Genomic DNA, 6648 nt, shown 5'->3' with positions numbered 1-6648 from the left:
TGGAAATAATAGTTTGAACGCCGGAATAGCTGGGGCAATTTTCAGCGGTTGTCAGCTTTTCGGTGTTTGTCAGGGTATTGCGATAACCAAACGGACACTGTTCACCGAGGGATGTAGCACTGGCCACTGGAGCCCATAACCCCAACACCAGCAGGCAGAGCAGAGACAGGAAAGACCAGGCTTTCACGACGCGCTCCAGAACAGATCACGGCAAACGACCATGCCCATGACAAACATCGCGAAGTAATAGAATTCGGCCATGGGTGCATCCTTTCAATGGGTGGGCTGAGAGTTGAAATCGGGTTAGGGAAAAGGGCGGTTGCCCGCCCTTCGGTGTTACGGGTACTGCAAGATCAGGAAGTCCACAGTGCTTTCTTGACCAGAGAGATGCCTTTAACAGCAACACTGGCAACGAAAACAGCTGAAGCCACGGCAGCAATTGCTGCAACTGCGGTGGTCATATCCGCGGACGCGATAATGGCTGTGTAGTCCATAGTCTTTCTCCTTCAGGGGTTATGAAAAAAGGGCGCGCTTTGCGAGTTTGACGCCCACCAGGCCGGCATAGATGGGCACCAAAATCGCGAATCCAGCACCGAACGCCAGCGCAAGCTGATCGGGCTGTACGTCATCCGCCGAGGCGGTGTAAGCCACCCAGGTCGAACACTGGGGGTTACCGCTGTTGCTGATCGTCAGGTCGTTGGATTCACAGACGAGGTATTGCATAGCGGTACCCTAATCAGCTGGCTTTGGGTGCGGTGGCAGCTTTGGAGTTGCTGCCGTTGTCATCCTTGGCAATGGCGATGCAGCTCTGTTGAATGGTGTTTTTGGATACCCGGTTTTGAACAACCAGGTTCACTTTTTTGGGGAAGTCACTCAGTTGGTCGGTGAGTTCCTGAAATACAGTGAGGTTGGCTTTCAGCTTGGCCGGACGGTAACCCTTGAGGCTGTTGTCTGACGGATCGGCTTCCATGACGGAGAGGGAAACGTGGTCAACGCCGTCAATGTGGTAGTGGTTAGCCCCCAGTACCAGGGCAGGCATGATGAATTGCATGGTGGTGTTCCTCTTGTGACCCCTAGGGTGGTCTTGAGCCCGGCGCGGGGTGTGGAGCCGGGCGGGTTTGGGTTATTGGCTGTCAGTGCCTTGTTGGGCTGACAGCGGTTCCGGTCATCCAGGAAAAGGGATTGGGGTCGTAGTGACTCCAGCCACTCTCTGAAGACTGAGGCTGTTCTGGCTGGGCAACTTCCCAGGTGTCAGCACCGTCGTAGTCGTTGCCGCCAACGGCGATTTCGATATTGCCGGTTGGGTCGATGGCGATGGTTCCGGGCTTCCAGGAAGACGGGGATGGCTTGAGGCTCCATCCCCAGGCTTCGTCGCGGTAAACGATGACGAAGCCAGTGCTGAAGTCGATGGCTGGGTTATCGGCATTGGCTTGGCGATAGTCGGCAGCTAGGGCAACAAGCTTGTTTTGGTCTAGTGTGTTCATGAGGCCACCATGAAACGCTGCATGCGCTGTTCGTTCAGTTCGGTGCGGATCATGAAAGCGAAGGCTTTCATTTCCTTGGGGTCGACTTCGGCAGTGATCTGCCAGATCAGGTAGCGGACGGCCAGTTCTGGCAACAGGACGGAGTCGTCCCGGAAGCAGGCGCGATACTCGTTAAGGGCATCACAGGGGAGTGGTGGTACCAGTTCAGCTTGAACCGGAATGGGCGGGTGAACGGTGGCGTATGGCATTTTGGTGGCCCCTTGCCTTTCCACGCTGCCGGGTTAGCGGCAGTTCGTGGTAGGCTGCTGGTTGGGTTTGGTTAGCGAAAGGTGTTGCAGCACCTTTTGTCCATATTAGGCAAATACACCCAATATGGGTAAATTGGAAATATGAATAGTGAGCGCAGTAGTAGATAGGCTGAATCTATTGCTTGATCTTGAAAAAGTGAAAATGCCTTGGCTTGAACAAAAAACGGGAATCAAGGCTGGGAAGTGGCACAAGGTCAGAAGGCGAGAAAACGAAATGAAAACGTCCGAACTGGAAGCGATCGCTCAGGTTTGGCCGGAATATGCTTATTGGCTAACCACTGGTCTTGAACTACCAGCAGCAGGCCAAATCAGTCCGATGACGAAGTGGGAGCAACAGAGATCCCAGACACCGCCAGCGGCCGGTTAATTTCGAGACGTGTTGCCAGGCAATGGAAGACTTGGGCAACACAACAAGGACGTTATGACGAAGATAATCAATAAAGGCTCATTACCGGGCCTTTTCATTGTAAGGATGGGTCAGCAAGTAATACTTCAGTTAACGACTGCAGGCTAGCTTCATCATGGTTACGTCTGAGTCGGTATGGCGTCCGCTGACTACTCTCCGCCAGAAACTACAGGTTTTTGCCCGCTGGGCGTCAATGGATGCTTGTCTCTTCGCTTCTTCGCGACGTTTGGCAGCCAAGGCTTTAGACCTTTGAATTTCGGCCTGAGTCTTCTGTGACTGCTCTTTCAGTTTTCGCTCAAGCTTTGATTTTGCAATGAAGGCTTCCTGCTCTCGCTTCAGCTTGCTTGCTTCCATCTCTTTCTGCAGCTGCTCTGCTACCTGTTCGGCTTCATAGACCAGGTATGTCTTGATTCCGTAGGCGAGGACGCCACCGGCAAGCAGCACAGATGAAAAAATGATGGCGAATAGCTGAGTCTTGGTCATTGCATGTCCTTTGCGTCCAGATCGGAAGCTGATCGGAATGGTCCGGATTCTATCCCTTTCTAAGCGCACTCCAAACCAGTTCCATTTTACTCGGAAACTTCAGGTGTTCTGGCCAGAGGAAGTAAACCCCATATTGTCCTTTGCGGAATTGGCCGCCAGCTGCTTTGCCTTTGTCAGTCAGATAGTAATTACCATCGCGCTTTTCCAGGTGCCCAGTGATTTCGAGCACCTTTTCCAGCTTGGTTGCGGACATGCCGTGTTTCTTGCCCAGCTTTGAGCTGGTGAGCAGCTCAGGCTCAATCGGAACACCAGGTTCAGGGGAGGCGGGTTTCGGCGTTTCCTTGAGTGGTTCAGGTGCAGGCTGTTCTGGCTTGGCTTGAAACTCGACAGGAGGGGAGTTGCGAACCAGGCGGTCGACTTCTTCAACGGCATCGGTGAAGGCGCTGCCGTCAGCTTTTCTGGTCAAGAGAACGCCCATTTCCTTGTTGTTGATCTGGCTAAACTCATACAGGTTCAGGCTGCTGACAATTACGTTGGCTTCGTTCATGTAGCACTTGGCGTGCAGATCGGAGCAGAACTTGACGGTGATTTGTGGATGAGCGGCAAACCAGTCCTTTTCAGTTTGGGCTATATCAGTCTTGCCATAGACCACGGTGACAGGCACGCCGGACTTGGCTTTGTCTGAAATCAGTTCGCGGAGGCGGGGATTGATCTTCAGGTACGGGCTAACCAGCACCAGGTTCTTGGTGGACTTGAGAACGAGTTGTTCCAGGAAAAAATTAAGGGATGCGGTGGTGAGAAACTTGGCCATGGTTCATCCTTGAACGGTTACATGGCCAATTTACAGGATTGTCAGGGAGGTGTCAGCTGGGGGGCTGAAGGGGAGTGTCATGGCTAACGCTTCAAACAGGGGCGAGCGTCCCGGCCGCAGGCCCTTGCTGATTTGACTTGTTAACCTTCATAGCCCGATACCAAAGTAGCTAAATCATCTTCATAGGCCAGAAACTCTTCGTCGAACTTCTCGAAGGCATCTGAATCAGGAGAAACTTTTTCCAATAACTCCTGGCGAGAGTCTCGATTTTTTGGTGGCATACCACCAGGAAATTTAGCCGCTGCATTCTTAACTATATCGGCGGTATGGGTTGCACCTATATTGAGCAATGCCTGAATCGTTTCCTCGGTATAGTCTCCCGCAGTGTTGAAGAAGAATTGATCGAAGCCTCCATTGTTAATTTCAGTCTCAAGCTCATCAATGAGTTCTTGAATCGTAGGCATATTCACTCTCCCTGAAGGTTAACGTCCAAAACAGCGGCGCGTTTACGCGTCTGCTTGCTTTTGCTTGTTAGCATTTTTTTTGCGTAGTACCTTTTCAACGAGATATCGCTTTAATGTCCCTTTGGCAGATACTACCTTTCGGGCATGAAATTCAATTTTTCCTTCTCCTTCCCCTCCTTGAGCGTGGTGCATTGACCAAGTTACACTCTTTCGCATTCTCTCAGTCGCTTTATCTGGAAGCTTGAAAGACACAGTATGGCCTTTCTTATCTTCATAGAATCTGCCAATACCTGAAAGAATATTGTATTTAGTAACGTTTCCTTCAATACCTGCAACTATTTGATTTTCTGTACGAATGGAAACACTTTTTAGTGTTTCTGAATTCATATTTATGACATCACCAACTCTTGGCCTAGCAACCGTTATAGTAATTTCAGGATTATTTTTTATTGGCCGATGTGCTTCCTCTAACGCAGACTCTAAAACTTCTTCAATGTCACTTATAAAAGGCTCAACTCGTTCTCCAAGTTTTTTAACTGTCGAAGTTTCTGGCTCGTATGCTAAGTCGAGTGTTTTCGACCACGTCCACTTCAAGATATCCCAAAAAGCAGCAGCAACGACACTTGCAGCAATAGGATTTTCAATTACGAGAGTTAAAATTTGCTCGTAACTACCTTTTTGGGGAGGGCTGACAAATATCTTAGCCCCCGAAGCTCTGTTACCTTTTCTTTTAACATCACCATCATTAAGTAAAGCATGAGTAGTAATGGCTATTGCTCTCGCGAATCCGTGCAATGATACGGACGCATCGTACATATCTAGCATATGAAGATCCGCATCCCCGCCTTGGTATGAAAGCTTGACTTGAATTTTTTTCATAATTCCTTAATTAAACTCCGATGCGAATTACTCTTGAATGCTAACAGTTTGTTAGTGCGCATGCGCGTTTTTCTGGTGGCTTATATTGTTGCAAATCATGGCTATCTTATTGATTTTCATGAAAACTTCCCTATATAAGAAACACCCGATCACTAGAAAAACGAGCATGCGCGTATATCCATTTTCCTTTGCGCGATAATCTGTAAACCCTTCACACAAAGTCTCTGCTTTCAGCCACTTACGCTAGCATTTACCAGGAAATCGCGCAATCTGACATATAAGCAAATCCTTTTCTGATCGGGACATGTCGCTCTTGCCGTAAACAACAGTGACCGGAAGCCCTGATTCAACCTTTTCTTCGATCAGTTCCCGCAGGCGGTGATTGATCTTCAGGTAAGGGCTGATCAGTACGAGGCTTTTGCTGGACTTCTGTACGAGTTGTTCCAGGAAGAAATTCAGGGAGGTGGTGTTGAGGAACTTGGCCATGTTGCTACATCCGTGAGCTGTTAACAGGGCCAAAGTTACATCATTATCAGGGAGGTGTCAGGCTTACTAATGTCAGGTCAGTTTTGTCTGTTGTTTTTCCAATACAGGGGGCGAAGGTTATCAATCTCATCACTTCCACCTAAGGGGCGTGGAATAATATGGCTAATCTCCCAGCCTGATGGGCTAAGTTGATTAGCATGGTCAGAATATTTCATAACATTGCCATATTCATCCCACCGCCACTCATCAGGATCAAAGCAACGACCATCCTGATAAATCTTCCGACCTTTATCCCAAACTGCACGCTTAAACCTTTCATCCGCGTTTTTAAAGTAATAGATCATAGCGAACAATAATTATAGAAAGACTTTAAAAGTCTAGTTCAAAAGTTACTGTTGGCAAGGTTGCTCCGGTTTAATATTTGCTAACTCTGTTTTTTCCGTTTTTCTTGGATTTATAAAGGGCTTTATCTGCTTGTATCAATATGTCTTCTACATCATATCCGTCTTCGCCATCGGCTACGCCAATACTGACTGTGTAGTGGATTTTGTAATCCATGAATGCTACGCAATCTTTTTCAATTAATGATCGTATTTCATCAAGAACTTCAAATGCCTGATCTGATTTTGATCCATATATTACTATAGAGAACTCTTCTCCGCCGATGCGTCCAACGATATCCGTTGATCGGATGATTTCTTTTAATAGCTTTCCAAGAGAGATAAGAACAGCATCACCAGCAGCATGACCGTATTCATCATTTATTAGCTTGAAGTTATCTATATCAATAATGGATATAGATACAGGCTCATTGAGGTCGTGAGAGCGTCTAAATAACTCATGCGCAGAAAAGAAGAACTGACGACGGTTCATTATGCTGGTTAACGAATCATAACTGGCTAATGCCCGCTGCTTTTTTTCCAGGGTGTTTATTTTAAATAGCAAACCAATTACATACCAAGATAACGACGATGAAACGGTTGTCGATGTTATGCCAGCAATCAAAATTGAGTTTTTAGAAATTTGAGAATTTAGAAAACACTCAAGGAATGTGACGAGCGTCACGGAAAATACAACTGAGAGTATTGTGAATAATGCAGTGCTCTTGATTTGCCCAAGGCCGAATAGAAAGTTATTCATTGATGATCACAGATGTAAATATATTCCACATATAACGTAGGGTTTATATAAAAGAAATTTTAATAACAGAAAGAAATTGGAAATTAACAGGCTAACCATCTTGACGCAACTATATAAAAACCCCTTTTAAAATACGTGTTACAGGGACGTATCCCCAGGGCAGGGCACAGCAGAGAAGCCTGTAGCT

14 protein-coding genes are annotated in these 6648 nt (G+C 47.4%); 1 reads left to right on the top strand and 13 read right to left on the bottom strand.

Going from position 1 to position 6648, the window contains the following annotated elements:
- From K6123_RS22080 to K6123_RS22055, 6 genes are all read right to left on the bottom strand, one after another.
- Positions 1-187, bottom strand: a 187-nt coding sequence (locus K6123_RS22080; RefSeq protein WP_221801671.1) for a hypothetical protein, incomplete at its 3' end; no start/stop codon positions are given.
- 166 nt (positions 188-353) lie between these two features.
- On the bottom strand, positions 354-494 hold the full coding sequence (locus K6123_RS22075) for a hypothetical protein (RefSeq protein WP_221801669.1): 141 nt from the start codon (positions 492-494) through the stop codon (positions 354-356).
- A gap of 19 nt (positions 495-513) precedes the next feature.
- Positions 514-723, bottom strand: coding sequence for a hypothetical protein (locus K6123_RS22070; RefSeq protein WP_221801668.1), 210 nt, complete (start codon positions 721-723; stop codon positions 514-516).
- Between the two features lie 13 nt (positions 724-736).
- The gene (locus K6123_RS22065; protein WP_221801666.1) at positions 737-1051 is read right to left on the bottom strand and encodes a hypothetical protein; all 315 of its coding nucleotides are present in this window, start codon (positions 1049-1051) and stop codon (positions 737-739) included.
- A gap of 82 nt (positions 1052-1133) precedes the next feature.
- On the bottom strand, positions 1134-1484 hold the full coding sequence (locus K6123_RS22060) for a hypothetical protein (RefSeq protein WP_221801664.1): 351 nt from the start codon (positions 1482-1484) through the stop codon (positions 1134-1136).
- Entirely contained in the window at positions 1481-1732 is a 252-nt protein-coding gene (locus K6123_RS22055; protein ID WP_221801662.1) for a hypothetical protein, read from the bottom strand. The genes K6123_RS22060 and K6123_RS22055 overlap by 4 nt, the downstream gene beginning before the upstream one ends.
- Before the next feature lie 148 nt (positions 1733-1880).
- Here K6123_RS22055 and K6123_RS22050 point away from each other — a divergent pair, with 148 nt between their 5' ends.
- Positions 1881-2159, top strand: a complete 279-nt coding sequence (locus K6123_RS22050; protein WP_221801660.1) for a hypothetical protein — start codon at positions 1881-1883, stop codon at positions 2157-2159.
- A 129-nt stretch (positions 2160-2288) separates the two neighbouring features.
- On the opposite strand, the gene K6123_RS22045 is transcribed toward K6123_RS22050, so the two are convergent.
- From K6123_RS22045 to K6123_RS22015, 7 genes are all read right to left on the bottom strand, one after another.
- Entirely contained in the window at positions 2289-2681 is a 393-nt protein-coding gene (locus K6123_RS22045) for a hypothetical protein (RefSeq protein ID WP_221801658.1), read from the bottom strand.
- A 49-nt stretch (positions 2682-2730) separates the two neighbouring features.
- Entirely contained in the window at positions 2731-3492 is a 762-nt protein-coding gene (locus K6123_RS22040) for a phospholipase D family protein (RefSeq protein ID WP_221801656.1), read from the bottom strand.
- A 140-nt stretch (positions 3493-3632) separates the two neighbouring features.
- Positions 3633-3956, bottom strand: coding sequence for a DMP19 family protein (locus K6123_RS22035; protein ID WP_221801654.1), 324 nt, complete (start codon positions 3954-3956; stop codon positions 3633-3635).
- 42 nt (positions 3957-3998) lie between these two features.
- Positions 3999-4835: a DUF7946 domain-containing protein gene (locus K6123_RS22030; protein ID WP_221801652.1), complete on the bottom strand. Its 837-nt coding sequence runs from the start codon at positions 4833-4835 to the stop codon at positions 3999-4001.
- A gap of 243 nt (positions 4836-5078) precedes the next feature.
- A complete protein-coding gene (locus K6123_RS22025; protein WP_221801650.1) occupies positions 5079-5321 on the bottom strand; it encodes a phospholipase D-like domain-containing protein in 243 nt (80 codons plus the stop codon).
- 77 nt (positions 5322-5398) lie between these two features.
- Entirely contained in the window at positions 5399-5665 is a 267-nt protein-coding gene (locus tag K6123_RS22020; protein WP_221801648.1) for an HNH endonuclease signature motif containing protein, read from the bottom strand.
- Between the two features lie 70 nt (positions 5666-5735).
- Positions 5736-6461: a GGDEF domain-containing protein gene (locus tag K6123_RS22015; protein ID WP_221801646.1), complete on the bottom strand. Its 726-nt coding sequence runs from the start codon at positions 6459-6461 to the stop codon at positions 5736-5738.
- Positions 6462-6648 lie beyond the last annotated feature (187 nt).

Source organism: Oceanobacter mangrovi, assembly GCF_019740315.1.
Lineage (GTDB): Bacteria > Pseudomonadota > Gammaproteobacteria > Pseudomonadales > Oceanobacteraceae > Oceanobacter > Oceanobacter mangrovi.
The sequence above is the reverse complement of the archived record's forward strand: the minus strand, read 5'-3'. Positions and strand labels throughout refer to the sequence as shown.

Coding starts and splice junctions, on each gene's coding strand:
- K6123_RS22075 (WP_221801669.1), bottom strand. CDS start 494: ATGGACTACACAGCCATTATCGCGTCCGCGGATATGACCACCGCAGTT.
- K6123_RS22040 (WP_221801656.1), bottom strand. CDS start 3,492: ATGGCCAAGTTTCTCACCACCGCATCCCTTAATTTTTTCCTGGAACAA.
- K6123_RS22020 (WP_221801648.1), bottom strand. CDS start 5,665: ATGATCTATTACTTTAAAAACGCGGATGAAAGGTTTAAGCGTGCAGTT.
- K6123_RS22065 (WP_221801666.1), bottom strand. CDS start 1,051: ATGCAATTCATCATGCCTGCCCTGGTACTGGGGGCTAACCACTACCAC.
- K6123_RS22015 (WP_221801646.1), bottom strand. CDS start 6,461: ATGAATAACTTTCTATTCGGCCTTGGGCAAATCAAGAGCACTGCATTA.
- K6123_RS22025 (WP_221801650.1), bottom strand. CDS start 5,321: ATGGCCAAGTTCCTCAACACCACCTCCCTGAATTTCTTCCTGGAACAA.
- K6123_RS22055 (WP_221801662.1), bottom strand. CDS start 1,732: ATGCCATACGCCACCGTTCACCCGCCCATTCCGGTTCAAGCTGAACTG.
- K6123_RS22070 (WP_221801668.1), bottom strand. CDS start 723: ATGCAATACCTCGTCTGTGAATCCAACGACCTGACGATCAGCAACAGC.
- K6123_RS22045 (WP_221801658.1), bottom strand. CDS start 2,681: ATGACCAAGACTCAGCTATTCGCCATCATTTTTTCATCTGTGCTGCTT.
- K6123_RS22035 (WP_221801654.1), bottom strand. CDS start 3,956: ATGCCTACGATTCAAGAACTCATTGATGAGCTTGAGACTGAAATTAAC.
- K6123_RS22060 (WP_221801664.1), bottom strand. CDS start 1,484: ATGAACACACTAGACCAAAACAAGCTTGTTGCCCTAGCTGCCGACTAT.
- K6123_RS22030 (WP_221801652.1), bottom strand. CDS start 4,835: ATGAAAAAAATTCAAGTCAAGCTTTCATACCAAGGCGGGGATGCGGAT.